Annotated in this window: 24 protein-coding genes, 4 pseudogenes and 1 other annotated feature; of the genes and pseudogenes, 23 read left to right on the forward strand and 5 right to left on the reverse strand. The window is 43.7% G+C overall.

Features of this window, described 5'->3' with window-relative positions:
- The first annotated feature begins 40 nt into the window (after positions 1-40).
- The 5 genes from yjbM to DYE66_RS06580 all read left to right on the forward strand — a co-directional run bounded on the left by yjbM (position 41) and on the right by DYE66_RS06580 (position 4,448).
- A complete protein-coding gene (gene yjbM / locus DYE66_RS06560; RefSeq protein WP_002998459.1) occupies positions 41-706 on the forward strand; it encodes a GTP diphosphokinase in 666 nt (221 codons plus the stop codon).
- Positions 681-1,523, forward strand: a complete 843-nt coding sequence (locus DYE66_RS06565; RefSeq protein ID WP_002997730.1) for an NAD kinase — start codon at positions 681-683, stop codon at positions 1,521-1,523. Before yjbM ends, DYE66_RS06565 begins: the two co-directional genes overlap by 26 nt.
- The gene (locus tag DYE66_RS06570; RefSeq protein ID WP_002997961.1) at positions 1,520-2,431 is read left to right on the forward strand and encodes an RluA family pseudouridine synthase; all 912 of its coding nucleotides are present in this window, start codon (positions 1,520-1,522) and stop codon (positions 2,429-2,431) included. Before DYE66_RS06565 ends, DYE66_RS06570 begins: the two co-directional genes overlap by 4 nt.
- Positions 2,428-3,417, forward strand: a complete 990-nt coding sequence (gene pta / locus DYE66_RS06575; RefSeq protein ID WP_002998131.1) for a phosphate acetyltransferase — start codon at positions 2,428-2,430, stop codon at positions 3,415-3,417. Before DYE66_RS06570 ends, pta begins: the two co-directional genes overlap by 4 nt.
- 275 nt (positions 3,418-3,692) lie before the next feature.
- Positions 3,693-4,448: an SDR family oxidoreductase gene (locus DYE66_RS06580; protein WP_044123785.1), complete on the forward strand. Its 756-nt coding sequence runs from the start codon at positions 3,693-3,695 to the stop codon at positions 4,446-4,448.
- A 533-nt stretch (positions 4,449-4,981) separates the two neighbouring features.
- Here the strand turns inward: DYE66_RS06580 and DYE66_RS06590 are convergent.
- Positions 4,982-5,368 (reverse strand): hypothetical protein, encoded by a 387-nt coding sequence (locus DYE66_RS06590; protein WP_002998497.1) that lies wholly within the window; start codon positions 5,366-5,368, stop codon positions 4,982-4,984.
- 146 nt (positions 5,369-5,514) lie between these two features.
- Here DYE66_RS06590 and DYE66_RS06595 point away from each other — a divergent pair, with 146 nt between their 5' ends.
- Both DYE66_RS06595 and DYE66_RS06600 read left to right on the forward strand, forming a co-directional pair.
- Positions 5,515-6,360, forward strand: a complete 846-nt coding sequence (locus DYE66_RS06595) for a Cof-type HAD-IIB family hydrolase (RefSeq protein ID WP_002997850.1) — start codon at positions 5,515-5,517, stop codon at positions 6,358-6,360.
- Positions 6,361-6,619: 259 nt separating this feature from the next.
- Positions 6,620-7,510 carry a lactate/malate family dehydrogenase gene (locus DYE66_RS06600; protein ID WP_002997978.1) on the forward strand — a complete coding sequence of 297 codons (891 nt, stop codon included), beginning with the start codon at positions 6,620-6,622 and terminating at the stop codon, positions 7,508-7,510.
- 193 nt (positions 7,511-7,703) lie between these two features.
- On the opposite strand, the gene DYE66_RS06605 is transcribed toward DYE66_RS06600, so the two are convergent.
- Both DYE66_RS06605 and DYE66_RS06610 read right to left on the reverse strand, forming a co-directional pair.
- Positions 7,704-8,612: a polysaccharide deacetylase family protein gene (locus DYE66_RS06605; RefSeq protein WP_019784386.1), complete on the reverse strand. Its 909-nt coding sequence runs from the start codon at positions 8,610-8,612 to the stop codon at positions 7,704-7,706.
- Positions 8,602-9,786: a hydroxymethylglutaryl-CoA synthase gene (locus tag DYE66_RS06610; RefSeq protein ID WP_002997882.1), complete on the reverse strand. Its 1,185-nt coding sequence runs from the start codon at positions 9,784-9,786 to the stop codon at positions 8,602-8,604. Before DYE66_RS06610 ends, DYE66_RS06605 begins: the two co-directional genes overlap by 11 nt.
- Before the next feature lie 702 nt (positions 9,787-10,488).
- Here DYE66_RS06610 and DYE66_RS06615 point away from each other — a divergent pair.
- The 6 genes and pseudogenes from DYE66_RS06615 to yihA all read left to right on the forward strand — a co-directional run bounded on the left by DYE66_RS06615 (position 10,489) and on the right by yihA (position 15,209).
- Positions 10,489-11,328: a thymidylate synthase gene (locus DYE66_RS06615; RefSeq protein WP_019788817.1), complete on the forward strand. Its 840-nt coding sequence runs from the start codon at positions 10,489-10,491 to the stop codon at positions 11,326-11,328.
- A gap of 483 nt (positions 11,329-11,811) precedes the next feature.
- Positions 11,812-12,565, forward strand: a pseudogene (gene pnuC / locus DYE66_RS06620) (nicotinamide riboside transporter PnuC).
- Positions 12,566-12,642: 77 nt separating this feature from the next.
- Entirely contained in the window at positions 12,643-13,161 is a 519-nt protein-coding gene (locus DYE66_RS06625; RefSeq protein WP_019783411.1) for a dihydrofolate reductase, read from the forward strand.
- A gap of 14 nt (positions 13,162-13,175) precedes the next feature.
- A complete protein-coding gene (locus DYE66_RS06630; protein WP_029237156.1) occupies positions 13,176-13,346 on the forward strand; it encodes a hypothetical protein in 171 nt (56 codons plus the stop codon).
- A gap of 21 nt (positions 13,347-13,367) precedes the next feature.
- Complete coding sequence (clpX, locus tag DYE66_RS06635) at positions 13,368-14,600, forward strand: ATP-dependent Clp protease ATP-binding subunit ClpX (RefSeq protein WP_019783410.1); 1,233 nt, start codon at positions 13,368-13,370, stop codon at positions 14,598-14,600.
- Between the two features lie 9 nt (positions 14,601-14,609).
- Entirely contained in the window at positions 14,610-15,209 is a 600-nt protein-coding gene (yihA, locus tag DYE66_RS06640) for a ribosome biogenesis GTP-binding protein YihA/YsxC (protein ID WP_002998482.1), read from the forward strand.
- Between the two features lie 227 nt (positions 15,210-15,436).
- On the opposite strand, the gene DYE66_RS11135 is transcribed toward yihA, so the two are convergent.
- Positions 15,437-15,571 (reverse strand): putative holin-like toxin, encoded by a 135-nt coding sequence (locus DYE66_RS11135; RefSeq protein WP_115325046.1) that lies wholly within the window; start codon positions 15,569-15,571, stop codon positions 15,437-15,439.
- A gap of 312 nt (positions 15,572-15,883) precedes the next feature.
- Here DYE66_RS11135 and DYE66_RS06650 point away from each other — a divergent pair, with 312 nt between their 5' ends.
- The 4 genes from DYE66_RS06650 (at position 15,884) to rplL (ending at position 19,489) form a co-directional block, all read left to right on the forward strand.
- On the forward strand, positions 15,884-17,257 hold the full coding sequence (locus DYE66_RS06650) for an amino acid permease (protein WP_044123762.1): 1,374 nt from the start codon (positions 15,884-15,886) through the stop codon (positions 17,255-17,257).
- Positions 17,258-17,287: 30 nt separating this feature from the next.
- Positions 17,288-18,235: a homocysteine S-methyltransferase gene (gene mmuM / locus DYE66_RS06655; RefSeq protein WP_002998254.1), complete on the forward strand. Its 948-nt coding sequence runs from the start codon at positions 17,288-17,290 to the stop codon at positions 18,233-18,235.
- A 123-nt stretch (positions 18,236-18,358) separates the two neighbouring features.
- Positions 18,359-18,516 (forward strand) — a sequence feature (ribosomal protein L10 leader region).
- Between the two features lie 28 nt (positions 18,517-18,544).
- On the forward strand, positions 18,545-19,045 hold the full coding sequence (gene rplJ / locus DYE66_RS06660) for a 50S ribosomal protein L10 (RefSeq protein WP_002997982.1): 501 nt from the start codon (positions 18,545-18,547) through the stop codon (positions 19,043-19,045).
- 72 nt (positions 19,046-19,117) lie between these two features.
- A complete protein-coding gene (gene rplL, locus DYE66_RS06665) occupies positions 19,118-19,489 on the forward strand; it encodes a 50S ribosomal protein L7/L12 (protein ID WP_002998022.1) in 372 nt (123 codons plus the stop codon).
- Between the two features lie 175 nt (positions 19,490-19,664).
- On the opposite strand, the pseudogene DYE66_RS06670 reads toward rplL, so the two are convergent.
- Positions 19,665-19,876, reverse strand: a pseudogene (locus tag DYE66_RS06670) (IS3 family transposase); the annotation flags it as partial.
- 87 nt (positions 19,877-19,963) lie between these two features.
- On the opposite strand from DYE66_RS06670, the gene DYE66_RS06675 reads away from it, so the two are divergent.
- The 6 genes and pseudogenes from DYE66_RS06675 (at position 19,964) to DYE66_RS06700 (ending at position 26,135) form a co-directional block, all read left to right on the forward strand.
- Positions 19,964-20,185 carry an AbrB/MazE/SpoVT family DNA-binding domain-containing protein gene (locus DYE66_RS06675; protein ID WP_002962292.1) on the forward strand — a complete coding sequence of 74 codons (222 nt, stop codon included), beginning with the start codon at positions 19,964-19,966 and terminating at the stop codon, positions 20,183-20,185.
- A 4-nt stretch (positions 20,186-20,189) separates the two neighbouring features.
- Entirely contained in the window at positions 20,190-21,305 is a 1,116-nt protein-coding gene (locus tag DYE66_RS06680) for an alpha/beta fold hydrolase (protein ID WP_002997692.1), read from the forward strand.
- A 614-nt stretch (positions 21,306-21,919) separates the two neighbouring features.
- Positions 21,920-22,491: pseudogene (locus DYE66_RS06685) on the forward strand (sugar O-acetyltransferase).
- Between the two features lie 680 nt (positions 22,492-23,171).
- Positions 23,172-23,835 (forward strand): annotated as a pseudogene (locus DYE66_RS06690) (sugar transferase).
- 42 nt (positions 23,836-23,877) lie between these two features.
- Positions 23,878-25,326 carry a flippase gene (locus DYE66_RS06695; protein WP_115325047.1) on the forward strand — a complete coding sequence of 483 codons (1,449 nt, stop codon included), beginning with the start codon at positions 23,878-23,880 and terminating at the stop codon, positions 25,324-25,326.
- A 17-nt stretch (positions 25,327-25,343) separates the two neighbouring features.
- Entirely contained in the window at positions 25,344-26,135 is a 792-nt protein-coding gene (locus DYE66_RS06700) for a DUF4422 domain-containing protein (RefSeq protein ID WP_044123764.1), read from the forward strand.
- Positions 26,136-26,141: the final 6 nt, after the last annotated feature.

The following is a 26,141-nucleotide window of genomic DNA, read 5'->3' on the forward strand; positions in this document are numbered from 1 at the left end:
CAAATTTAGCCCTAAAAACAGGAGTTCGAGAAGATATACGATGGAATGGGAAACCTTTTTAGACCCCTATATTCAAACAGTCGGAGAGCTGAAAATTAAATTTCGTGGCATTCGCAAGCAATACCGCAAGCAAAATCGACATTCCCCTATTGAATTTGTAACGGGGCGAGTCAAGCCAATTGAGAGCATCAAAGAAAAGATGGCCCTGCGTGGGATTAAGCGAGAATTTCTAGCTGAAGATATGCAGGACATTGCCGGGATTCGGATAATGGTTCAGTTTGTTGATGATGTCCAGGAGGTTTTAGAGCTGATTCGTCGGCGTCAAGATATGACCATTGTTCAGGAGCGGGATTATATCAACAATCGCAAGGCCAGCGGTTATCGTTCCTACCATGTGATTATTGAGTATCCAGTGGATACTATTGATGGCCAAAAAACGGTCTTAGCCGAGATTCAGATTCGGACCTTGGCTATGAATTTTTGGGCAACCATTGAACATTCGCTTAATTACAAGTATAAGGGTGATTTTCCCGATGAAATTAAGCAGCGTTTAGAGGTTACCTCAAGAATTGCCCGGGAATTGGATGAAGAAATGCGCAAAATTCGCGATGACATCAAGGAGGCCCAGCTCCTCTTTGACCCCTTAAGTAGAAAACTAAGTGATGGTGTAGGAAATAGTGATGACACAGATGAATTATACCGCTAGACCCAAACAGACTCGGGTGGCTATTATTGCTAACGGCAAGTATCAAAGCAAGCGGGTGGCCTCTAAAATCTTTAGTGCCCTTAAGCATGACCGAAATTTTTACCTCAGCAAGGAAAATCCTGATATTATCATCTCAATCGGAGGTGATGGTATGTTGCTGTCGGCCTTCCATATGTACGAAAAGGCCCTAGATAGGGTTCGTTTTGTGGGCATCCATACCGGTCACTTGGGTTTCTATACCGACTATCGTGATTTTGAGGTGGATACCTTCCTCAAAAATCTTCGAGCGGATCAAGGGGAAAAAATTTCCTACCCACTCTTGCGGATGACGGTTACCATGGCGGATGGTCGAGTGGTAACAGCTCGCGCCCTCAACGAAGCCAGCCTGAGACGCTTGGAGAAGACCATGGTAGCAGATGTCTCCATCAATGGTACCTTTTTGGAGCGTTTTCGTGGCGATGGCATTACCGTTTCAACCCCCACAGGTAGCACGGCTTATAACAAGTCTATCGGTGGTGCGGTCCTCCATCCAACCGTCGAGGCCTTCCAGATGACAGAAATTGCCAGTCTCAACAATCGGGTTTATCGAACCCTAGGGAGCTCGGCCATCATTCCCAAGGGCGAAAAGGTGACCATAGAGCCCAAACGAGTGGGATCCTATTCGGTTTCCTTTGATAACAAATCCTATAATTATCGCAATGTTGCCAAGATGGAATTTTCTCTTGATGATAAGAAGATTAGCTTCCTATCGACACCTCACCATACAGGTTTCTGGGAAAGGGTCAAGGATGCCTTTATCGGCGAGGTAGAAGTGTGAGATTTGAATTTATAGCTGATCGGCCTTGTAAGGTTAAGACCTTTCTCAAGGGCCATGATATTTCAAAAGGACTCTTGGCTAAAGTAAAGTATCAGGGTGGACATATTTGGGTAAATGGTATTGAAGTCAATGCCATTTATTTATTGGCTCCAGGTGACAGAGTTTCAATTGAGATACCAGCCGAAGTTGGGAGCCCTAGTCTCCTGCCCATTCAACACCCTCTAGATATTGTCGCTGAGGATGAGCATTTCTTGGTTATCAATAAACCTGCTGGCTATCCTAGTATTCCCAGCATTCTTCATGATGAGAGTATGGCTAATTTTGTAAAGGCTTACTATGAGGAGCAAACTTATGAGAATCAACAGATTCATATCGTGACCCGGCTGGATAAGGACACCAGCGGACTCATGCTCTTTGCCAAACATGGCTATGCCCACTCCCGTATGGACAAGGCCCTCCAAGCTAAGACGATTGAGAAACGCTACTATGCCTTGGTTTCGGGTCACAAGGACTTGCTAGATGCCGGTGAGATTATTGCCCCCATTGCTAGGGAGGCAGAGAGCATTATCACCCGTCGGGTCCATCCATCGGGCAAGTATGCCCATACTAGCTACCGAGTTTTGAAGCGTTTTGGCCCTGTCAAGCTAGTTGATATAAGGCTTCACACCGGTCGGACCCATCAGATTCGGGTTCATTTTTCCCATATCGGGCAGCCTCTCTTAGGTGATGACCTCTACGGAGGCTCTATGGATTTTGGCATCAAGCGTCAGGCCCTCCATTGTCACTCTCTAAAATTTAGGGATCCCTTTACCGGTCAAGAGCGAGTCCATGAAGCACCCTTGACAGATGATTTTGAAAACGTTATCATGAGCATGCAAAACAATTTAGAAAAGAAGGATTTTTTATGATTAGAGGATTATTCGGAGAATTGAGGAGCAAGATTGCTGGCAAGGGCATCAAGATTGTTTTCCCTGAAGGAAACGATGAGCGAGTTGTCCGTGCAGCTGCGCGTTTGAAATTCGAAGGTTTGGCCGATCCTATTATCTTAGGGGAGGCAGAGGAGATTAAGAGCCTTCTTAGACAATTTGGCTTTGTTGAGCAAAATTACACCATCATCAATCCTGCAACCTATCCAGAATTGGACAAGATGAAGGAGCTCTTCTTAGAGCTGAGAAAGGGTAAGGCCACTGCAGAGGATGCAGACCGACTCCTGCTTGATGTCAATTACTTCGGCGTTATGCTGGTCAAGATGGGCTTGGCAGATGGCATGGTCTCAGGTGCCATTCGTTCAACGGCTGATACAGTAAGACCCGCCCTACAAATTATCAAGACCAAGCCAGGAATTTCACGGACGTCAGGTGTTTTCCTCATGAATCGTGAAAATACCAAGGAGCGTTATATCTTTGCTGACTGTGCCATCAATATTGACCCTAATGCTCAAGAGCTGGCTGAAATTGCTATCAATACAGCTGACACCGCAAAAATTTTCGACCTTGACCCTAAGATTGCCATGTTGAGCTTTTCAACCAAGGGAAGTGCCAAGGCACCCCAAGCCGAAAAGGTTCAAGAAGCGACAAAATTGGCCAGGGAACTGGCTCCTGACTTAGCCCTAGATGGTGAATTGCAGTTTGATGCGGCCTTCGTTCCAGAAACCGCAGCTATCAAGGCGCCAAACAGCGATGTTGCTGGTTATGCCAATGTCTTTATCTTCCCTGACCTCCAATCAGGAAATATTGGCTATAAGATTGCCCAACGCTTGGGTATGTTCGAAGCAGTGGGACCAATCCTCCAAGGCCTTAATAGCCCAGTTAATGACCTATCACGTGGCTCTAGTGCTGAGGACATCTATAAGTTGGCTATTATTACGGCGGCCCAATCCCTAGATAATGCTTAATTGGGCTTGATTAGAGCCCTATATTCTTGAAAGAACTGACTTTCTCCTATGCTGGCTTTTAATTCATAAAGTCAAGACGGACGCGCCATTTGAATTTAGGGAATTAGAAGCAGACCGAATAGAGAAAGTTACCTAGTTTAAGAGTACCTGACCTCAGAGGCGCGGAGGCCAATCGAATAGACTGATTAGCTAGGCTCTTTGTTAAAAGTGTCGTCATATTATTGCAAGGTTGGGTCGGAAATCCCAGCCTTCTTTTGCTAAGAAAGGAGATAAGGATAATGGAAACAGTTATGGTAACAGGAGCTAGCGCTGGTTTTGGTCAAGCCATGGCCCGACTCTTTGTGGAAAAGGGTTATCGCCTTATCGGGACTGGTCGTCGTCTGGATAAGTTGGAAAAATTGGGTCAAGAATTGGGAGAAAATTTCTATCCCCTGCAGATGGATATGACCTCCCAGGAGTCCATTGACACCGCCTTAGCCAGCCTGCCTAGTGACTGGCAAAAGATTGACATTCTGGTTAATAATGCGGGACTAGCTTTGGGGCTGGACAAAGCCTATGAAGCCAATTTCGATGATTGGGCGACCATGATTCAGACCAATATTCTTGGCCTGACCTATCTGACCCGTCAGATTCTACCTCAGATGGTCCAGCGACAGTCAGGCTATATCATTAATATTGGCTCGACAGCGGGGACGGTTCCCTATCCAGGTGCCAATGTTTATGGGGCTAGCAAGGCTTTTGTCAAACAGTTCTCGCTCAACCTAAGGGCAGATTTGGCTGGCACAAAGATTCGCGTCTCCAATGTCGAGCCAGGCCTCTGCCAGGGAACCGAATTTTCCAACGTTCGTTTTAAGGGAGACGATAAGCGAGCTAGCACCCTCTACAAGGGGACCAATGCCATTAGACCCGAGGACATTGCCAATACCGTTCTCTGGTTAGCCCAACAACCCAAACATGTCAACGTCAATCGCATTGAAATCATGCCTACCTCTCAGAGCTTTGGGCCCCAACCAGTTGAACGTGAAGACTGACGGCCTGCTTAACAGCTGGCCAATCAAAGTTATTGATACTCTTCAAGAATCAAAACTATCCATCGTTAACTCACTTTGCCGTATCACTGAAGAAAGCTAGGCTTTCTACATCTCCAACCTCAAAAGGTCTACCAGAACTTTTGAGGTGCCTTCAGTTCATGCGACAGCTCACAAAGTTGGTCGATTTCACCAACTTTGTGAGGTTAGTAAGGCAGCTAGGCAATCGCGATGGAGATTGGATTGCCGTTCGACATCAGTCACTTTAGTGACTTGATGTCATTGCTCCTTGCCTCGGGTCTTTCGATTTTCATTGAGTATTAATGATTGAAGAGAGCGCTATAAGGACTTGAGCGCTTGGAAAACCAAATTTTTTCATCCTCAACTTACTTTGTCGTGCAAAAGAACGGTAAAGTAACTTGCCTTAGCTAGATTGATTTTCATTGGGTATTTGGGCTGAGGGCATTAAATGTAATATGCCTAGGGATGAAAATTTTTTTACCAGAGTTTGTGCTCCTGGGAAGGAACCTCTACAATCAGTCCTCTCGCTTGATAGAAGGACCGGAAGTGGCATCGGACCAAGGTACTAGGGCTTGAGCAGTCTCATCGAGGTAGCTTGCAAGGGGGCCTTTGAAATCTGTGACGGTCTCCATAATACCAATGACTTGTCCCTCTTGATTTAGGGCAGCCTGGTAGGTCTGCATGAGTATTTGGTCGAAAGCCTGACTGGGAACTTGGTAGGATAAGGATTTCCTTGGACTTTTGACGATTTCATCTAGAAGCCAGGGCTCCAGGGCTCTGGCTTCTTGGTCAGGCAGGAGACTGCCATCATTTTGGCCATTACAATAAAGGGGCTTTCCCGTCTCGTCATAAAAGGCAATCTTATAGGGCAAGTGTTTTAGAATATCTTTGATTTTTGTCATGTTTTAATCATAACGATTGCAAGCAAGGATTGCAAGTCTGGCAATTATCATAGGATAGTATCAGTTTTCCAGAGGAAGCGCCTATCATTTTGCGCGATTACCCCTTATAATTGAATTATCAAATGAATCCTTGGAGGAAATAAGTTATGGCAAATAAGGTTATCTTCTTAGATGTAGATGGGACCCTGGTAGATTATGAAAATCATCTACCAGAGTCAGCTGTAAAGGCCATTCGTAAAGCCCGTGATAATGGGCATTTGGTTTACATCTGTACAGGTCGTAGCCATGCCGAAGTCCCAGCTAAGCTGTGGGACATTGGTCTAGATGGCATGATTGGGGGCAATGGCTCCTATGTTGAACATCATGGCCAGGTAGTCATGCATCAGGTGATTTCTGAGGAAGATAGTCGAGCGATTGTGGACTGGCTCCATGAACGTGGACTGGAATTCTACCTAGAAAGCAACAATGGGCTCTTTGCTAGTGAGCATTTTAAGGAAGCGGCTAGACCAACCATGCGGGCCTATGCCCTCACCAAGGGAGCTAAGGAAAAGGAAGTCAAGGACATGGAGCCCGAAGACGGTCTACATGGTCTGGTTTATGGAGGCAACCTCTATCGCAATGACCTCAATAAGGTCAGCTTTATCCTCAAGTCCTACCAGGATCACCTGGATTCCAAGGAGGCCTTTCCTCACCTTAAGGCAGGAACCTGGGGAGGACGTGGGGAAACAGCTCTCTTTGGCGACCTAGGTGTTGCCAATATTGACAAGGCTCACGCCATTGAAGTTCTGCTAGATTATTCAGGCAAAGACAAGGCCGACACTATTGCCTTTGGTGATGCCAAGGTTGATATTCCTATGTTGGACTATTGCCAAGTTGGAGTTGCTATGGGTAATGGTGGCCCAGAAATTCTCGCTATGGCGGATATGATTACCGATGATGTTGAAGAAGACGGTCTCTACAAGGCCTTTGACAAACTGGGCTTGTTAGATTAATCTTGGCTGAGATAGGCTTGCTTGCAGGCTTATCTTTTTTGCTACAAAGCTAATTACCTAGCCGAGGGAAATTCTTGCCCCCTTTTTGGCAAGTTTTCCTTGGTTGTAGGTAAGAACTTAGACAAGGATAACTATCCCTCGGACCGACTCTCCACAGGCCCCGTTTTCAGTCCAAATCTATAAGGCGCTATAAGGATTAACTATTTTACAAGTCTCTTTAATAGTGATAAGCTGGCTGTGAATTTAAGGAGGTGGGCTTATGGCTCGAAAAGTCGGAATTATCGGACTGGGAAATGTCGGAAGTACCTTGGCTGGAAACCTTGTGCGCTCCGGTCTAGTTGATGAATTGGTTCTTCTGGATAAAAGGGAAAAGAAGGTTTTGGCAGATAAGTTAGACCTTGAGGACAGTCTGGCAACCAGTCCTCATTATGTGAAAATCCTTGCTAACGATGATCGTCTGTTGGATGATGCAGATATCCTAGTGGTGGCCGTTGGCGACATCAAGGCCTATTTTGGAGACAACCCTGACCGCTGGGTGGAACTCTCTATCAATATTGAAAATGCTAAGGAAATTGCGGGGCGCCTGAAAGCGACCAAGTTTTCTGGGGTCATTGTCGTCGTTTCCAACCCCTGCGATGCGGTGACAACCGTCCTCCAGCGAGAGCTCCATTATCCCCAAGAAAAAATCATGGGGACTGGCACCCTCCTAGATACAAGTCGACTGAAAAATCAAATAGCCAAGGCTAGTGGTCTGGCTCCTCAATCCATTCAGGGCTATGTCCTAGGTGAGCATGGCGACAGTCAATTCACGGCTTGGTCAACAGTTAATCTTGACCAACTGGGACAACTGGATAAGGAAGGGATTGAAGCAGCGGTAAGACGAGGTGGTCAAGAGGTCTTCAATGGCAAACGCTATACCAATTTTGCCATTGCCAGCTCCACCCATTTGCTTGTGGAAGCTATCTTGACAGACAGCCACCAAGTCCTGCCTGTCTCGAATTATGACCAGGATAGTGACCTCTATCTCAGTTACCCAGCCCTCATCGGTCGCCAAGGAGTACTGGCCAGAGTCCCCCTAGAACTGACGAAGGAAGAAGCGCAAAAGTTGGAAGCTTCTGCCAAGGCTATCAAGGAAAAGGCCTTTGGTTAAAGCTAGGGTCAACAAATCAAACCTAGCCAGCTCCATGTGTAGATAGCCTTTCTTGGAGACTGAAATGTTAACTTCACTTAAGCGTAAATCTGGCTGTGCCATTCTTGATGAGGGGATGGCGCAACTAGGATTACTTGTCCCATAAGCAAAAAACCAGCTCGCCCATTAGGGGCGGGCTGGTTGCTATATGTGGTTACCAAGCTATGGTATTTAGGAGGTCGTCGGCAGTAGTGGTTGGTAGGATTCTCACGCGGTTGAGGGCGTAGAAGCCATTGTCAGCACTGGCAAGGCCTTCGTTTGTTGTCAGCGCCATCTTATAGCCAGCTTGTTCAGCCAGAGATTTGCTGCTGTCGTTGTAACGTCCTGATGGGTAGGCTAGGGCAATGGTGTCCTGCTTAAGTAGGCCGTCTAACCAGGACTTGGACTCGCCAATTTCATTGGTTTGACTATCGTCGGATTGGGTGGATAAGTCTGGATGGTTGACGGTGTGACTCTGGAAGGACATGCCCTCTTTTTCCAACTCCTTGATTTTATCCGAAGTTAGGAAACCATCCTTGTCGGCGTAGCTGGTGATGATATTGTTGGTTCCAACAGCCCCATATTTTTTCATAATAGTGGCAGCATTGACAAAATCAGCATCGCCATCGTCAAAGGTCAGCCAGACAATCTTTTTATTGCCGTTAGGCAGGACATTTTCTGACAGGACCTTATAGGCTTCCTCAGGTGTCAAGAAGTAGTAGCCCTCATCCTTAAGCGCCTTGATATGACTCTCAAAAGTATCGGGACTAACAATCAGGTTAGCGCTATCAGATTCTGAAGGATCCATGACATGGATAGCATGGTACATGAGAATAGGAACCTTGACAGCCTCATCCTGTTTTTCCCAAGAAACCTTGGTTTTTTGCTTGGACTTGCTGGCCTGGCCTTGATTGGCTTTTTTTGCGGTCTGGCTAGCTTGGTCTCTTTTTAGTAATTGACTGGGTTTAAAGCTCTGGTTCTTAAGCATAAAGGCCAAGGCTCCGACAATGAAGACTAAACCTATAATAGCGAGGAGATTTCTAATAGTGTGGGGCCGACGGGGCCCTTGTTTTCTAGTTGTCATAGCTTTCTTCCTTCCTCTTATACAATCTTTGATGGTGATCAATCCGCTCTAAAGCAAAAGTATGGGTGTCGTAGTTATCAAAGTCCGCATTTCCCTGGTCATCAAAGTGGGCTTCTTCAAAGAAAAGCTTTTCGTAGGCAGGAACTGTCAATTTTTGCCTTTGGTCTAACTGGGCTTGTCGGTTGCTATCTAACATTTTTTCAAAGCCAGCAACCAATTGGCCACTAAAGATTTCTGCAACCGCTCCTGAGCCGTAGCTAAAGAAGGCAATTTTCTGGCCAGCCTTCAAACTATGACTATTTTCTAAGAGTGATAAGAAACCTAGGTAGAGGGAGCCTGTATAAATATTGCCGATTTGCCGACTATAGCTGATAGAGGCTTGAAAATTAGCCTTTAATTCTTCAACCTTTTCTTCAGAAAGCGACTTGTCTAATAGCTTATTGAGCCCCTTGTTGGCCAATTTAGGGTAGGGAATGTGAAAGCAGAAGGCTGCGAAATCCTGAAGTTGGGCCTGATTTCGTTTTTGAAATTCAGCCCAGGTCGTTTTCAGGCAATCGAGGTACTGCTTGGTTGAAAACATACCTTGAACGAAGGGCGTGCTGGAGTAGTTTGGTCGCCAGAAATCCATAACATCACGGGTTTGAGCGACGTTGTCATCATTGAAAGCTAAAATTCTCGGTTGACTGGTAACCAGCATAGCAAGGGCTCCAGAACCTTGGGTCGGTTCACCAGAACTTCCAATACCATACTTGGCAATATCACTAGCAATCACCAGCACCTTGGAATCAGGTTTGCTAGCCACATGGAGCTTAGCATAGTTGAGGGCAGCCGTCGCACTATAGCAGGCCTCCTTCATTTCGAGACTGCGGGCAAAGGGCTGGATTCCTAGCAATCCATGGATAAATACAGCCGCCGCCTTGCTCTGGTCGATGCTGGATTCAGTAGCGACAATGACCATATCAATCCTAGCCCTGTCAGCTTCGGTTAAAATCTGTTCAGCAGCAGCTGCCCCTAGGGTGACAATATCTTCCGTAATGGGGGCAATGCTGAGACTGTCTAGCATCAAGCCGACTGAGTACTTATTAGGATCGGTGTCGCGAGCCAGAGCTAAGTCTGCCATATCCAGTCGATATTTAGCAGTAGCCAAGCCAATCTTGTCAATACCAATAGACATAAGCATCCCTTCTATAGTAACGATTTATACTCTTCAAAAATCAAAACTATCCCACGGATAAAGTCACTCTATGGTTTCTCATTAGAGTGACTACGAAAACTACGATTGTAGTTTTCTATATCCCTGACTAATTTCATAAAAACTGTATCATTGACAGTCTTTACTCCATGTCGCATCGTTAACTCACCTTGCCGTACTTACTGAGGAAAGCGAAGCTTTCTGCACCTCCAACCTCAAAAGGTCTCCCAGACATTTTGAGCTACCTTCAGTCCGTGCGACGCCTCACAAAGTTGGTCGATTTCACCAACTTTGTGAGGTTAGTAAGGGAGCTAGGCAATCGCTATGGAGATTGCCGTTTGACATCAGTCACTTTAGTGACTTGATGTCATTGCTCCTTGCCTCGGCTATTTTTGATTTTTATTGAGTATTATTTATTACTATTGTAACATAAATGTCATGGAAGAATTGGTCAAAAAACACCTGAAAGCCTGAACCGGCTGAAAAATCGGCCTCTAGTCCGATTCCAGAGAGCCAAGTCCTGACTAGAGAAAACCAGAATAATAAAGGCACCCAAAGACCAGAGACCCACAAAACTTGCGAAATCAGACTTATACATTTAATGTTTGCTAGATTGTCTGAACTGGTAATTTTCAGGATTTTCGTCTACAATAAAAACCAGAAATTAAGAGCAGAGGACAACTCATGACTAAAGCAGATAAAATTTTTAAAGCTAATATTGAAACAATCCTGACTCAAGGGGTCATGTCTGAACAGGCTCGACCCAAGTATAAGAATGGCCAAACAGCCAATTCCAAGTACATTACAGGCTCTTTTGCCCAATATGACCTTTCCAAGGGGGAGTTTCCCATTACGACCCTAAGACCCATTCCCATTAAGTCGGCCATCAAGGAGATTTTTTGGATCTATCAGGACCAAAGTAATGACCTGGATCTCCTTAATGAAAAGTATCAGGTTAAGTACTGGAATGACTGGGAGGTGGGTGACACAGGTACCATCGGTCAGAGATACGGAGCTGTCGTAAAGAAGCACGACATCATCAATAAAATACTCAAGCAATTAGCGGAAAATCCCTGGAATCGCCGCAATGTTATTTCGCTCTGGGACTACGAGGCTTTTGAAGAAAGTGAGGGCCTCCTTCCCTGTGCCTTCCAGACCATGTTTGATGTCCGTCGGGTAGATGGGGACATTTACTTGGATGCCACCCTGACCCAGCGCTCCAATGATATGCTGGTCGCCCACCATATCAACGCCATGCAGTATGTTGCCCTCCAAATGATGATTGCTAAGCACTTTGGCTGGAAGGTTGGCAAGTTTTTCTACTTTGTCAATAACCTTCATATCTATGATAATCAATTTGACCAGGCTCAGGAGTTGCTCAATCGAACCCCTGCGGACAAGGAGCCTCGTTTGATTCTCAATGTTCCTGACGGTACCAATTTCTTTGACATCAAGCCGGAAGATTTCCAACTGCTGGACTATGAGCCAGTCAAGCCCCAGCTAAAATTTGACCTAGCGATTTAAGGCCAGAGACAGGTAGTTAGAAGAGGCACTACCATATTCGCAAGAGCCAATTGGCAAGATTGAGGCTACTCATTTAAATTTGCCTAATGCCTAATACTCAACGAAAAACGAAAGACCTGAGGTATGGAGCAAGGATATCAAGTCACTAAAGTGACCGATGCCGAACTGCAATCGCCATAGCGATTGCCTAGCTCCCTTACTAACCTCACAAAGTTGGTGAAATCGACCAATTTTGCTCCGCATCGCACGACTGTCTAAAGTGATAAACTGACTGTGTCGTTTTTCCTATCAAATAACCCAGTCCTTTCCAAGAAATATTTGCTGATTCGAATCTGTGCGAACGTTCGTCCTTTCATCGAAAAGGATAGCAATGTTCGTCTTTTTTGGTCTGAAATCAAATAAATCCGAAAATTCTTGACAGAATTTCAAATAATTTTAGAATAAAAACAAGATTTCTAAGGAGGTTGATATGATGTTGAAAAAATTGACTTAATCTGGGATCATTTGAAATGGATTGGTCAATTTGCTAGGAAACTAGGTTTCTTAGGTATTTTAGGGGGGCCTAATCAAGGACTTATTCGCTGATAGGAGTAAGAAGCAGTGGTTCTATCTCCTTGCCCTTTGTTTTCCAACCCTAGTTTTAGAATTTATGGGAGGAACTAGGGTTGGTCTTGGTTTCTTGTCGGCCCTGACTGGCATTCTCTGCGTTATCCTAGTAGCAGAGGGACGAATTTCCAATTACTTCATCGGTTTCATTCATGAGCTGACCTATCTGGCCCTTAGTTTCCAGAACCTCTACTACGGGGAGGGCCTGACGACGATTTTCTTCACAGTCATGCAATTCGTTGGCGCTTATTACTGGCTGGTTGACCGTCGTTATGGTAAGGAGAAAAAGTCTGATGTCAAGGACATTAAGGCCAAGAGATTGACCTGGCTAGGTTGGATCAAATCTCTGGCAGTCAATCTAGTCGTCTGGCTCTTGCTCGGTTTTATTTAACAGTCGATTGGTTCAGCCAGACCCTTCTGGGATAGTTCCACCGATGGGACCAATTGGACGGGACAATTTCTCCAAACTGGGATGTATAGAGAACAATGGATTTTCTGGATTGCGACCAATGTTTTGTCTATCTGTCTCTGGTGGGGAGCAGAAACTCATGTCATGCTCATGTATTTGATTTACATGATTAATAGTATCGTCGGTTGGATAAAGTGGGAGAAGGACTTAAAGGCTTCTTAGAAAGGGGCCTTTTCTGGCAATGTGTTTGAATTTTTTCAAATGCATTTTTTCTTAATTTCTGCTAGAATGAAAACAGTATGGACAAAGTTTTTAAGGCAAAAAAAATCCTTGCCATCTGGGCACAGGACCAGGCAGGATTAATTGGGGCCAATCAAACCATGCCCTGGCATTTACCGGCTGAATTAGCCCACTTCAAGCAAACGACCATGGGGCAGGCTATCCTCATGGGACGCAAGACCTTTGATGGTATGGGAAGAAGGATTTTACTGGGTCGCCAAATTCTCATTCTGACCCGAGACAAAAGCTACCAGGTAGAAGGGGTTAAAACTGTTTCTAGTCGTCAGGAAGTTTTGGACTGGTTTGAACAGCAGGACAAAGATCTCTATATCGCTGGTGGAGCAGGGGTCTATCGGACCTTCTTAGATGATTATACAGGTCTGGTCAAGACGACTATCCAGACCCGTTTTGAGGGGGATACCTATTTTCCAGAGATGGATATGGCTCCCTACCAACTGGTCTCCCAAGAAAATCATGGCAAGGATGAGAAAAATCCTTATGATTTCACCATTGCCACCTATCAAAAAAATAAGGAATAAGGAATTTACTATTCATGCAAAGAAGTATTTTTGGGGTATTTACGGCACTTTTGGCCATCATCTGTGTGCTCTGTGCCCTCCCTGCCTTTCGCAAAAATCGTTACGGCTTAGGGACGCTATTTCTCCTCAACGCTTTGACAAATCTTGTAAACACCATCCATGCCTTCTATGGCACACTCTTTTAAATCGAGGAAGTTCAGATTACTATGGCAGACAATCAAACAACAAAAGACTCTATGGTTTATTGCTCATTTTGCGGTAAAAACCAGACAGAGGTTCGAAAGATAATCGCTGGGAACGGCGTTTTTATCTGTAATGAATGCGTAGCCCTCTCCCAAGAAATCATCAAGGAAGAGCTGGCCGAAGAGGTCCTAGCGGATTTGGCAGAAGTACCAAAACCCAAGGAACTCCTGCAAATTTTAGATGACTATGTTATCGGTCAAGATCGGGCAAAAAGGGCTCTGGCGGTTGCTGTTTATAATCACTATAAACGGATTAGCTTTGTTGAGAGCGCTCAGGACGAGGATGTGGATTTACAGAAATCTAATATCCTCATGATTGGCCCAACAGGTTCAGGCAAGACCTTCCTAGCTCAGACACTTGCAAAGAGTCTTAATGTTCCCTTTGCGATTGCGGATGCGACTGCTCTGACTGAAGCTGGTTATGTCGGTGAAGATGTGGAAAATATCCTCCTCAAGCTCATTCAGGCTGCCGACTTTAACATAGAGCGGGCCGAACGAGGCATCATCTATGTCGATGAAATTGATAAGATTGCCAAAAAGGGAGAAAATGTCTCCATCACCCGAGATGTCTCTGGTGAAGGGGTGCAACAGGCCCTGCTGAAAATCATCGAAGGAACGGTTGCCAGCGTTCCTCCTCAAGGAGGTCGCAAGCACCCTAACCAAGAGATGATTCAGATTGACACCAAGAATATTCTCTTTATCGTTGGTGGTGCCTTTGACGGTATTGAAGACATTGTCAAGCAACGTCTGGGTGAAAAGGTGATCGGTTTTGGTCAAAACAATAAGTCCATTGACGACGATGCTTCCTATATGCAACAAATTATCTCAGAAGATATTCAAAAATTTGGCCTTATTCCTGAATTTATCGGACGCTTACCTGTCTTAGCTGCTCTTGAGCAACTGACGGTTGAGGACTTAGTTCGCATTTTGACGGAGCCTAAGAACGCCCTGGTTAAGCAGTATAAGACTCTGCTTTCCTATGACGGGGTTGACCTAGAGTTTGACCAAGAAGCCTTGGAAGCTATTGCACAAAAAGCTATTGAACGCAAGACCGGCGCTAGAGGACTTCGCTCCATCATTGAAGAAACCATGATGGATATCATGTTTGAAGTACCTAGCCAAGAAGACGTGACCAGTGTTGAAGTCACCAAGGCAGCGGTAGAAGGGACCGATAAACCCATTCTGAAAACGGCCTAGGAAGAAATCATGACCCAAGAAGAAGTTTTAAATACCCATAATGCCTCAATTCTTTTGAGTGCAGCCAATAAATCCCATTACCCCCAAGATGACCTACCAGAAGTAGCCCTGGCAGGTCGTTCTAATGTCGGTAAGTCTAGCTTTATCAATACCCTGCTCAATCGAAAGAAATTGGCTAGGACCTCCAGTAAACCTGGTAAGACTCAGCTTCTCAATTTTTACAATATTGACGATAAGTTGCGCTTCGTAGATGTGCCTGGTTATGGCTATGCCAAGGTTTCCAAGACCGAGCGAGCCAAGTGGGGCAAGATGATTGAGGAATACCTAGTGACTCGGGATAATTTGCGGGTGGTGGTTAGCCTGGTTGACCTGCGCCATGAACCGACAGCCGACGATGTTCAAATGTATGACTTTCTCAAGTATTACGGGATTCCTGTCATTATCGTGGCTACCAAGGCCGACAAGGTTCCTCGAGGCAAATGGAACAAGCAGGAGTCCCTGATAAAGAAAAAGCTCAACTTTGACAAGCAAGATAGCTTTATCGTCTTTTCATCGGAGACCAAGGAAGGCTATGACTTGGCCTGGGACACCATTTTAGAAAAATTATAAATGCTATACCAGAGGCTGGTTTCCTAGGTCCGCTTCTGATAGAGTCATTACGATGGAGTCTAATCACGCTAATTACTAGAAATTTTTACTTGCAAACCTAGCACACTATGTTACAATGATAATAGAAAAAGGGTCTTGTTAGAGCAAGACCCAGTGTAAAGCCGTTAGACGGTGGTTACATTATAGTTAATTTAAGAATAACCGTCATGCCCCCAAAGCGATGACGGTTATTTTTTGCTGTCATTTTTGAAGATTTGGTAACAAAGACTAATTAGGGCTATGGTAAACATAGCAAAACCTAAAATCGTCTCTACCACTTCAAAAGCAGTCAAAGAGTTACCTCCCTTCTGTTGGAGTTTGATGAGTACCGCATAGGCATCACCTCACTTTCAGAAAAAGGATTGTAACCACCGTCTTCACTTCTTTACTACTTAATTATAATACAAAGTTAGTATGATTACTAATAATCAAGGCTTTTTTGCTAGTTTATTGCTAGAAAACCTCAACAATAAATAAACATAAAATAAATTATGTAAACCGACATAAATTCTTTCAAGTTCATTCCAATTTACTCCGACCAATCAATATTTTATAAGTCCTCATAAAAAATAACTATGTTAGGACTTCCTCTTATTCGTGTTATCATAGAAGGTAATCAATACTTTGGAGGATTTATGCAAAATCATAATTTTAAAGACCAAGGGAAGTTTCAACGCAAGATGACCAGCCGTCACCTCTTTATGCTTTCCTTGGGTGGCGTTATTGGGACTGGGCTTTTCTTGAGTTCTGGTTATACTATTGCCCAAGCAGGTCCCTTAGGGGCTGTCCTGTCCTACTTGGTAGGAGCTGTTGTTGTTTATCTGGTCATGCTTTCATTAGGAGAGTTGGCTGTGGCCATGCCAGTGACGGGTTCCTTTCACACCTATGCGACTAAATTTATTAGTCCAGGTACGGGCTTCACGGTTGCCTGGCTCTATTGGATTTGCTGGACAGTAGCCCTAGGAACTGAATTTCTGGCGGCCGGTATGCTGGTCGAGCGTTGGATTGCTATTCCGGCTTGGATTTCTGCGGCCTTCTTCGCCTTGGTGGTCTTTGTCATCAATGCTCTGTCAGTTCGTTCCTTTGCAGAAACAGAATCCTTCTTTTCTAGCATTAAGGTACTAGCCATCGTTGTCTTTATCGTCTTAGGCTTGGGAGCCATGTTTGGCCTAGTCAGCTTCAATGGCCATCATGAACCTGTTCTTTTTAAAAATCTGACCGCTCAAGGGGCCTTTCCTAAAGGTTTCATTGCTGTGATTTCAGTCATGCTCAATGTGAACTATGCCTTCTCTGGGACTGAATTGATTGGGATAGCAGCAGGGGAGACGGATAACCCTAAAGTGGCTGTTCCTAGAGCCATCAAGACTACCATCGGTCGCTTGGTTATCTTCTTTGTCCTGACTATTCTGGTCCTAGCCTCTCTACTTCCCATGAAAGAAGCAGGCGTGACGGATGCTCCCTTTGTTCTAGTCTTTGATAAGATGGGCATTCCTTATGCTGGCGACATTATGAATTTCGTCATCTTGACCGCCATTTTGTCGGCGGGAAATTCGGGTCTCTACGCTTCCAGCCGTATGCTCTGGTCCCTGGCCAATGAAGGTATGCTGGATAAACGGGTCGTCAAAATCAATAAGCACGGTGTTCCCATGCGGGCCATGCTTTTGTCCATGATAGGAGCCGGCTTGTCCCTCTTTGCTGGTTTTTATCCAAAATCGACGGTTTATCTGGCCTTGGTTTCTATTGCAGGTTTTGCGGTAGTAGCCGTCTGGTTGTCCATTCCTATTTCACAAATTAACTTCCGTAAGATTTGGCTCAAGGACCATAAGGAAAGCGACTTGGATTACAAGACCCCCTTCAATCCTGTCTTGCCTTATATCACCATTATTCTCTTGGTAATTTCCATTGTTGGTATTGCCTGGGATAAGGACCAACGGGCCGGTCTCTATTTTGGTCTACCTTTTGTAGCCGTTTGTTATCTTTATCATTATTGGCGTTATAAGAAGTTTTAAGGGCCAGCGACATTTTTAGGAGGAATTATTATGGGAAGATTTAAAGATTTATTAGCCAGTCAAGACTACTTGATTTTACACGGGGCTTTGGGAACTGAGCTGGAGTACCGTGGCTATGATGTTTCTGGCAAGCTCTGGTCAGCCAAGTATCTTTTGGAAGACCCCAAGGCTATTCAGGATATTCACGAAACCTATCTAAGAGCAGGTAGTGATATTGTCACAACGGCTTCCTATCAGGCTACTCTACCAGGTCTTGAAAGCTATGGATTGACTGAAGCACAAGCTAAGAAAATTATCGCTTCAACGGTGGACATTGCTAAGTCCGCTCGTGACCAGGTTTGGTCAAGCTTATCTGAGATAGAAAAGGAAAGTCGTCCCTACCCTTTAATTTCTGGAGATGTTGGCCCCTATGCTGCCTATTTGGCTGACGGTTCAGAATATACAGGCGACTACGGCGCCATCACTAAGCAGGAACTCAAGGATTTTCATCGCCCCCGCCTTGCCATCTTGAAAGAGCAAGGAGTGGACTTATTGGCTCTAGAAACCATGCCCAATTTCCTAGAGGCTCAGGCTCTGGTGGAACTGTTGTCTGAGGACTTTCCGCAAGTAGAAGCCTATATCAGCTTCACTTCTCAAGATGGTCAATCCATTTCCGATGGTACAGCCCTATCAGAAGTCGCTAAATTGGTGGAGGCTAGCTCACAAATCTTGGCGGTCGGTCTCAATTGTAGCTCGCCCAAGGTTTATCCAGATTTTTTGCACCAGTTGCGTCAGTACACGGCTAAGCCCTTAGTGACCTATCCAAATTCTGGTGAGGTCTATGATGGGGCAACCCAAACCTGGACCAAGGACCCCGACCATTCCCACAGTCTTTTGGAAAATACCCTAACCTGGCAAAAGTTGGGAGCTAAGGTGGTTGGCGGGTGTTGCCGGACTCGACCTAGCGACATCCAAGTTTTGGCTCAGGGACTTAAATAGCTCGCTACCTGAGAGAGATTCAAGTTAGCCTGTCCAAATTTTTGAAAGTGGACACAGGGTCGCTTTTTTTGATGAATTTAAATAAAAGGCTTGACAGTCCAAGGTCTGGTGTGTTAACCTAATAAAGGTTTGAAAAACCGACCTAAGACAGCAGGGGAGCTTGACTCGTAAACATCCTGCCGAGGCACAAAAACGTAAAATCTTGGTCTGCCTGTCAGGCTAGTTCATAAACGTATTTGTACTTTCGTGTCTAGGTTTGGATGCGATTTTTTTCGTTTCCAGACAAAATAAAAACGGAGGTAAAACTTAATGAGTGAAGCTGTTATTGCTAAAAAAGCTGAATTGGTTGATGCAGTTGCTGAAAAAATGAAAGCTGCTGTATCTCTCGTTGTCGTTGACTCACGTGGTTTGACAGTTGAGCAAGATACCAATCTTCGTCGTTCACTTCGTGAAGCTGGCGTTGAATTGAAAGTTATCAAAAACTCAATCTTGTCACGTGCTGCTGAAAAAGCAGGTCTTGACGACATGAAAGATCTCTTTGTTGGACCATCTGCTGTAGCCTTCTCAAACGAAGACGTAGTGGCCCCAGCAAAAATCATCAACGATTTTGCTAAAGAAGCTGAAGCGCTTGAAATTAAAGGTGGTGCCGTTGAAGGTGCTGTTTCTTCAGTCGAAGAAATCAAGGCTCTTGCTGCTCTGCCAAATCGCGAAGGTATGCTTTCTATGCTGCTTTCAGTGCTTCAAGCACCTGTACGCAACGTTGCTTACGCTGTCAAGGCTGTTTCCGACAGCAAAGACGAAGTGGCTTAAGTCTAAGTCAACTTTATCCAGTAGCCTAGGGCTACAAAAGATTTAAACAAAAAATATTTGGAGGAAATGACAATGGCATTGAACATTGAAAACATTATTGCTGAAATTAAAGAAGCTTCAATCCTTGAATTGAACGACCTTGTAAAAGCTATCGAAGAAGAATTTGGTGTAACTGCAGCTGCTCCTGTAGCTGCTGCTGGTGCTGCAGGTGGTGCAGACGCTGGTGCTGCTAAAGACTCATTCGACGTAGAATTGACTGCTGGTGGCGACAAGAAAGTTGCTGTTATCAAAGTTGTTCGTGAAATCACAGGCGAAGGTCTTAAAGAAGCTAAAGGTCTTGTTGATAACGCACCATCTGTTCTTAAAGAAGGTGTTGCAGCTGCTGAAGCTGAAGAACTTAAAGCTAAACTTGAAGAAGCTGGAGCTAGCGTAACTCTTAAATAATCGGGTGACGCTTTCAGCTGAAGAACCTACCTTTGGGTGGGTTTTTTTGATTTTGAAAATCGCTGAAATATTTTCATTCCCCACCAAACCCCACTAAGATTTGAGCTTGGTGGAGTTTTTGGCTTCCGAAAACCACTAGCAATTGTAGTGACCCCAAAAAGTTGGACATAATAGTTTAAGTAAAGGATTGCGTTCTGTATTGCACGGAACTCAGTCCTTTTAGTTTTAATTTGATGCGTTATTGTTGTAATAATCAATATAGTCTGAGATAGCGAGCTTAAATGCCTCAATGGATGAAAACTCCTTTTCAAAACCATAGAACATTTCGGATTTTAAACTCCAAAGAAGGATTCCATTATAACTGTTACCCTTACGGGACGTGGGTGGTACTTTTTAAGTAATTCTTGTAATTAATCCTTCAATAAAGTATAATAAATATAAAAAAACACACTTAACATACTTTCGAGGAATAAAATGAGAAGCAAAAGAGACAATAAATTACATGCATGGACAGCAAGGGTTGGTTCTAAAGGACAAATTGTAATTCCCAAGCAAGCAAGAGAAATTTTTTCAATAGAACCCGGGGATAATATAATTATCTTAGGGGATGAAAGAAGAGGGTTGGTGATTATGAACGGTGAGTCTGCAACAAAGATACTTATGAGTATAGAAGAAGATTTAGAAGATAAGGAGTAAAATTATGAAAATAATTGCCGTGATTGTTATAATCCTTTTAGCGGCAGTAATATTTTTTGTCGTTAGAAATATCAATTATGATTATTCAGGAGAAAAATTTCTAAAAAACCAAGCGCCAAAGCTTGGAATTATAGAAAAACAATTTCGATTAGATGATGGGAACGTAATAAATTATGCAGAAGGACCTGAAAATGGTCCTACTATCATATTATTACATGGACAGATGGTAGATTGGAAAGACTATCGTTCAGTTTTACCTCAACTTATAAAAAGTTTCCATGTGATTGCTATTGATTACTATGGACATGGTAAATCAAGTAAAAATCCAGATTTATATAATATTGAGCGAATAGGAACCGATATAGCTTTGTTGATAAAAGAAAGGATTGGTTCAAATATAATAATTGCTGGACATTCCTCAGGAGCTTTAATTGCTGCATATATCGCAGCAGAATTTCCAGAGAATATCAAGGCTTTAATTCTTGAAGACGGACCATTCTTTTCTACAGAAAAGGGACGAGCAGAAACCACATTTTCTTATATGGATTTCAAAAATATACATGACTATTTTAATGAAAAACAAAGTATTAGTTATTTTGAATATAGCCTAAATAGACATCCTATGCGGATATTTTTCAACAAAGATGGGAATGATAATTGGTCTAAAATTGTAGCGAAACCTGCTTTGAAAATGTTTAGAAAAGATCCTTCAAAAAGTCCGGTAGTGTGGTATTATCCTCCAGAGCTGGGTGTGAACAGATTACTTATGCTTGCGTCTAATATTCAAGACAAAACAGGGAATTATGACCTTAGGTTTGGGGACACTTTTTTTACTTTTCAATTCTTTAATGGTGTTCATCAAGAAGAGATGTTAAAAAAGATTAAAGTGCCAACGTGTATTTTACATGTGGCGCCGCCAAAAGAAGCGGCACCTTCTTATTATAATGACGAAGGAATTTTAATCTCTGCAATGGATGAAATTGATGCTAGAAGGGTTAATAATTTAATTGACGGAAGCATCTTAGTGGAAGGCTTTGAGTCAATGCATGATATCCATGTAGATAAACCTAAGGAGTACATTCATACAATAGTTGATTTTTTGAAAACATTAGAAAAGTAATATAGTGATGGAATTGCTAACATACCACAGGGATAGGAAATAGTTTGTTATTTGAAAGTCTTATCAATAGTAATGACTTCACATGTGGTTCGGGAGATTTTCTAGTTTCTATCTTGAATGAAATTTAAAGCTTACTACCTTTCCAAATATTGATATGACTTCAATGATGATAAGTACAGATACGAACCTACCTTCGGGTAGGTTTTTTATGTTCAATTTTTCCTGAATACATAAATTAAGAAAAGATTTTTATAAAATAAATGATACTGAACATAAAAATTTAAAGGATGGAGCCTCTTATGGTAGCTATCGGATTTCCATTGCTTGCCAGTTAGAGAATATAAAAAGATACAATTCCCCAGCGACCCGATAACGTCTAAAATCTGTCAACTATGTGCATAAGAGTCTATTTTCGAGGAGCCTTATTCAATATTGGTTATAATAATGATGGTTGTTTACGATAAGAGAAACAGTTCCATGCTAATAATCAACCTTTGGCATAGGTTCGAAAATTTTATCATAGTCTGGGGAATCCCTTACAAAAATTTAGCTATTATGTTTAAATAGAGTTAGAAATATTTATCTTTAAACTTGGCTATTGAAGGAGGTTCTCAATGTCCTTATCAGAACTCGAAAAATTGGAAGCTGGGCTTCCTTATGATTTTACTGACCCTGAGGTTGATGGGCGGAAATTGCAGGCGGTTCTGGGTTGCCAGAAGTTAAACGCTATTAGTGTGCTGGAGACGGAACAAAGACAGGAAGTTATCCGTCAGCTCTTTGGCTCTGTGGGAGAAATCCCAATGTTTTGCCAGTCTTTAATTGTGACTATGGCAAGAACATCCATGTTGGCCATGATTTTCTCATCAACTATAACGGGATTATCCTGGACATCGCTCCCGTCCATATCGGTGACCATGTCATGACTGGTCCTAATACCTTGATTACCACGGTTGGCCATCCCATCACGCCCAAGGGTCGCCGGGAACATCTGGGTCACGCTCAGCCTGTCACCATTGGCGATGATGTCTGGATTGGTGGCAATGTGACCATCTTACCTGGGGTGACCATTGGCTCCAATGGCGTGGTGGCTGCAGGAGCGGTTGTGACTAAGGATGTGCTTGATAATTCCGTCGTTGGGGGCGTGCCAGCCAAGGTCATCAAGGCCATCGAAAATGATTTAGACTAGGCTAGTTAGGTAGAGCAGAACGGCCCCCAGTAAGCATAGTAGAAGATTTCCCAAGCTTCTTAGGCCTTGGGATTTTTTCTTGCCCTCACAAGACAGAAAAGAGGCTTTTAATACTCAATGAAAATCGAAAATAGCCGAGGTAAGGAGCAAGGACATCAAGTCATCAAAGTGACTGATGTCGAACGGCAATCTCTATAGCGATTGTCTAGCTCCCTTACTAACCTCACAAAGTTGGTGAAATCGACCAACTTTGCTCCGCATCGCACGAACTGAAGACAGCTCAAAAGGTCTGGGAGACCTTTTGAGGTTGAAAATAGGGGAAACTTCGGTTTCCTCAGTAAGTACGGCAAGGTGAGTTAACGATGCGACACGAGGTATAAGCTGTCGTTGCCACAGTTTATACAGAGTTAGCCAGGGATATAGAAAACTACAATCGTAGTTTTCGTAGTAACTCTAATGAAAAACTATAGAGTGACTTTATCCGTGGGAAAATTTTGATTTTCGAAGAGTATAAATCTGATAAGTTCCTGACATTTCTAGTTAACACTATTGAAATGATAGCAGGGAAATGGTAAAATTAACGTGTTTGTTACGTATTTAAAGTTATTTGGGAGAGTAATAAAAATACAGTCTTCGCTAAACGTAAACGGAAGAGTAGAATTTAGATGGGAAATATTGCTGTGTTAATGAGCAGAAACTATAAACACAAGACTAAAACTAGTATTTATGAATCAATTATCAAGCCTCTCTTAGATATTCTAATCGGTCTGGTTGGGGCCGTTGTTTTTTTTTCTACCTCTGAGTATTATTATCTCACTCTTTTATCTGTTCGGAAAAGACAGGGGCCCGATTATTTTTCGGCAGGAAAGGATGGGGCGAGATGGTAAACCTTTTAAAATTATGAAGTTTCGTTCCATGGTGGTTAACGCTGAGGCAGTTTTGCAGGAAAATCAGGAGCTCTACCAGACCTATATTGATAATGGCTATAAGTTTCCTGAAGGAGAAGATCCTCGTTTAACTAGGATTGGAGCTTTTATTCGCAAAACCAGTTTGGATGAGTTTCCCCAATTTCTCAATATTCTTAAAGGAGATATGAGTTTTATCGGACCTCGGCCGATTTTGGCAGCGGAGCTTGAAGAATATACAGCTAAGGAAAAGAGAGAACTTTTGTCAGTTAAGCCAGGAGCCACTGGTTGGTGGCAAGTGTCTGGCCGCAGTGATGTGAATTATCCCGAACGCTGTCAGTTAGAGCTCTACTACCCTCGGCACTTTTCTTTTGGCTTAGATATGAAAATTGCTTTTCTGACCGTTAAGCAGGTTTTAACAGGTGAAGGAGCTCGCTGATGTTCAATCTTTTTTTCTTGAGAGGGGAGTGGTGATAGCCTGATGGCTCAGAAAAAAGTTTCGGTTCAGATGAATATCATCATGAATTTCATCCTGACCATTTCCAATATTATTTTCCCTCTCATCACCTTTCCCTATGTCTCTCGGGTCCTCATGCCAGTCGGGACGGGTAAGGTTGCTTTCGCGACCTCCATCGTGTCCTATTTTGCCATGGTGGGGATGCTGGGCATTCCGACTTACGGGATTCGGGCCTGTGCCAAGGTTCGTGATGACAAGGATAAGCTCTCTAAAACAGTTCAGGAAATCATGGTCATTAATACCATAGCCATGACCCTGTCCCTGGTCACCTATCTATTGGCGATTATGCTGGTGCCTCGAATGGCTCAGGATCGCACACTCTTTATGATTAATATTGCCACTCTGGTCTTTAATCTGATTGGTTGCGAATGGCTCTATAAGGCCTTGGAACAATATACCTACATTACCGTTCGTTCGGTGGCCCTGAAGTTTGTCTCCCTAGTGCTTATGTTTCTGCTGGTCCATCAAAAGGGCGACTATGTCCTCTATGGTGCTATTACCATTCTAGCTAGTGTCGGCTCTAATTTATTTAACTTTATCAATCTGCGCAGATACCTCAATCTCAAGTGGTACAGCGGTATGGATCTCAAGCAGCATATTCAGCCGATTTTCAGCTTCTTTATGATGACAGTAGCAACGACCATCTATACCAATCTGGACGCTGTAATGCTGGGCTTTATGAAGGATGATGCTGCGGTCGGTTATTACAATGCTTCGGTTAAAATCAAGGGGATTTTGGTCAGTCTGGTCACTTCCATGGGAAGTGTCCTCCTTCCCCGGCTGTCTTACTATGTCAAACATGACAAAAAGGACGAATTCAGAGTTTTGACCGTGCGTTCCCTGCAGTTTATCGGTTTTATTTCTATCCCGCTCTGGGCCTACTTTACCCTCTTTGCCAAGCAGGGGATTGATTTTTTATCGGGGCCTGATTATGCTGGTTCGATTTTACCCATGCAGATTATTATGCCTACCCTCTTTTTCATCGGTCTTTCCAATCTTCTGGGTATTCAAATTTTAGTGCCTATGGAACGGGAGAATCAAGTGCTCAAATCAGTTGTTCTCGGAGCTATTGTTGACTTGATGATCAATGCTATGACGATTCCGGCCTTTGGAGCGGCTGGGGCTGCCTTTGGAACTTTGGTGGCTGAATTATTTGTCGTTGCCTATCAGATTTTTGTCCTGAGGGATTTTTTGAAAGACATTATGGCTCAGATTAGAATGGACAAAAATGTCCTAGCTACAGTTTTAGCGAGCTTGGCTGCTTTTGCGGTTTATGTCAGTTTTCTGACTGGTCTGTCCAGTTTTTTGGTTCTGGCGGCAACAGCAGCGGTCTTTGGTCTAGTCTATCTGTTGCTGAGTTTTCTGTTCAAGGATGCCTTCTTGCTGTATTTGGTCAGCTATTATAAAAAATAAAAAACAAGGAGATCAGGGTGAAGACTATCAAACTTATCGTAGCTACTCACAAGTCCTTCGTCATGCCTGACGATAGCAATCTCTATCTGCCAATTCATGTGGGTGCTCAGGGAAAGGACAGTATTGGTTACAGGCCGGATAATACCGGCGATAATATTTCCGAGCTCAATCCTTATTTCTGTGAATTGACAGGACTCTACTGGGCTTGGAAGAATTTGGACTGTGATTATCTGGGTCTGGTTCACTATCGGCGGTATTTTGCCAAGCAGGGCGTGCGTTACCGGAAAGGTCTGGATATCAATCAGGCCATTCTCAGTCAGGCTGACTGTGAAAGTTTGCTGGATCAGGCTGACATCATCGTGCCAAAGCGGCGCAAGTATTATATCGAGACACTTTATTCCCACTATGATCACACCTTTGATGGGGGCCATCTGGACGAAGCCAGAGCTGTCATTGAGCACATTCAGCCGGACTATCTGGCGGCCTTTGACCGTGTTATGCAGCAGCGCTCAGGATATATGTTTAATATGTATCTCATGTCTAAGGAAAATTCGGATGCTTACTGTGCTTGGCTTTTCCCAATCTTGCAAGGGCTCTATCAAAAGATTGATACCAAGACTTTGAGTGCCTTTGAAGCCCGCCTTTTTGGCCGGGTCAGTGAAATTCTCTTCAATGTCTGGTTGGAGAAGCAGGACCTCACGATCAAAGAGGTACCTTTTATCTATATGGAAAAAGTCAATCTGTTCAGGAAAGGCCTGTCTTTCCTGCAGGCTAAATTTTTTGGCAAAAAATACGGTTCTAGCTTCTGATAGTCT

The organism is Streptococcus downei MFe28, assembly GCF_900459175.1.
Classification (GTDB): domain Bacteria; phylum Bacillota; class Bacilli; order Lactobacillales; family Streptococcaceae; genus Streptococcus; species Streptococcus downei.